This window comes from Legionella septentrionalis (assembly GCF_003989745.1).
Classification (GTDB): Bacteria; Pseudomonadota; Gammaproteobacteria; order Legionellales; family Legionellaceae; genus Legionella_A; species Legionella_A septentrionalis.
The window spans coordinates 1-2145 of the sequence record NZ_RZGS01000073.1; the positions used below are offsets into that span (position 1 = coordinate 1).

Here is a 2145-nt window from a genome sequence, read left to right on the forward strand (position 1 = left end):
ATATAACGAAGAAAGACCGCATGAATCACTGGGAGACTTGTCACCATTTGATTACAAGTTGATTAAAAATAAGTCGGAAAACTCTAGTTTAGGTTGGCACTAATAAGGGGAGGTTTACACTAGCAATTAACTATTTTGTCTTCTAAATATTTTATAAATCGCCATTAAAACATTTTAAACCCGATACGAGAAACTGTTCAGGAAGTAATATTCTTCAGCATCATCAGATTTATAGTGTATTAACGCATGCTAAAAAATATTTGCTACTTGAATTAGAAATGCAGAAAAATGTTTTTAGTGGGTTTGCAGCAGGTACTTTATTGCAGTCTTATACAAATAAATTATTTCCTATGATAAATTACGGCATTTTTAACAGTGATAAATAGGAACTACTATGTTTAATTCGTTCCATATGAGTGGCGTAAAAGCATATGATGAAAATAATTATGCAATAGCGAAAGATTTTTTTCTTCAAGCAATTGATAAAAACCCAGAAGTAGCAGAAAGCTACTTTTATTTAGGAAAATGTTACTTTTTCTGTGATGAAAAAGAGCAAGCTGTTTCTTCATTAAAAAAATTCATTGAATTAAGACAAAATAATTTAGATGCAGTAGCTAATGTTTCTTATGCGTTTGATTTATTAGGCCAATGTTATGAAGGAAAAAATGAGGATACTGCAGCACTACAATCTTACCAAACGGCAACTAAGATTTATCCAGCTGGAGCTTCGGCCTGGCACAATATGGGATTGCTTTATATAAAATTTGCACTGCATTATCTTGAAACCGATCTGGCAAACAGCGTTAAATTTTTTAAAGGCGCGCAAAGTTTCATTAAAAAAGCATTGGAAATATGCTGTGACAACCCTGTATTTTTACAAAGTATAGCCAGTTGGTATGAACAATACATTGAAGTCCTGGCGAGAGTGGTCGAAGATGAGCGAGTTGTACAGCAAAATATAGATAGAAATTTTAATTATGCAATACAATACTATCGAAAAGCATTAGCAGCATGCAGTGAACAAAATATAGTCTTAAGAAATATTATTTTATCTAATCTTACAGAATGCTTAGGTCAATATGGGCATCATTTTTATAAAAATAAAGATTATAAAAAAGCCCAAGAAATATATTTACAGGCACTCCATCTTGCTCCGGAACACCTGGTTATCATTAATCAAATGGGAATGTCCCTTTTTCGTTTGGCATGTTTTCCTGAAGCAAGAAAGTATTTTACTTGTATCTTGGAAAAAACGGAGGATAAACAAGAGCTTGCTGATGCATGGTTAAATATTGCCTGTACTTATAAAGCAGAGAAAGATTGGAAGAGTGCTGAACATGCGCTTAGCCAAGCTAAGAAATTTGCCCCGGAAGATCCTGCTATTAGTGAAGAAGAAATAAAACTACGTGAAGCAAAAGAAGCAGCGCTTCTTATCTCTACATCTCAAACATTATTTGCAAATTTAAATTCTGCTGCAAAAGAGGTTGAAGATAAAATAGTTCCTAATTTGAATTTCCAGTGAAGCACTGATTTAACTACAGCGCTTTGTTTGTTATTTAGGGTTAAACGAAGTGTAAAATAAATTTGGAACTGTGCATAAGTTTGGCTTCATTTTCTGGTATTTTAGGGGCAAGAGAATACTGCTTTGCAAATGTTTGAAAGTTACCTCTTTATTCGTGAGAACTAACGAATTAAAAGAGGTAACGTAGTTGGTTAAAGTCTACTCTCAGTGGTGCTATTAATGACATTGTTTAAAGATTTCTTTAATCTTATCTTCACGTTTATTAATAAATTCTTTGTACTTTGATTTTTGCTCGTCATTTAAGGTCATGAAAATTTGATTTTCGGCTTTTGTCTTGGCTTTAATTGTTTGACTAATCAATTGGCCTGCTTCATCGGATAACTGTGTAAGTTTTGCATCGTCGACCTGATTGGATTGAGCTTGCTCTCTAAGCTTTTTATTTAAATCATCCAGTTGTTTCCAATTCGACATTTGATCTTTTACTAAGTTTTCCTTAATCGATTTTGTAAACCTCCCCTTATTAGTGCCAACCTAAACTAGAGTTTTCCGACTTATTTTTAATCAACTTGTAATCAAATGGTGACAAGTCTCCCAGTGATTCATGCGGTCTTTCTTCGTTATAT

2 protein-coding genes are annotated in these 2145 nt (G+C 33.2%); one reads left to right on the plus strand and one right to left on the minus strand.

Annotation, left to right across the window (positions count from 1 at the left end; all coding sequences use genetic code 11):
* The first annotated feature begins 394 nt into the window (after positions 1-394).
* Positions 395-1522, plus strand: a complete 1128-nt coding sequence (locus ELY11_RS12235; protein ID WP_127033882.1) for a tetratricopeptide repeat protein — start codon at positions 395-397, stop codon at positions 1520-1522.
* A 216-nt stretch (positions 1523-1738) separates the two neighbouring features.
* Here ELY11_RS12235 and ELY11_RS12240 read toward each other — a convergent pair whose 3' ends face one another.
* Entirely contained in the window at positions 1739-1993 is a 255-nt protein-coding gene (locus ELY11_RS12240; RefSeq protein ID WP_127033885.1) for a hypothetical protein, read from the minus strand.
* Between the last annotated feature and the right edge of the window lie 152 nt (positions 1994-2145).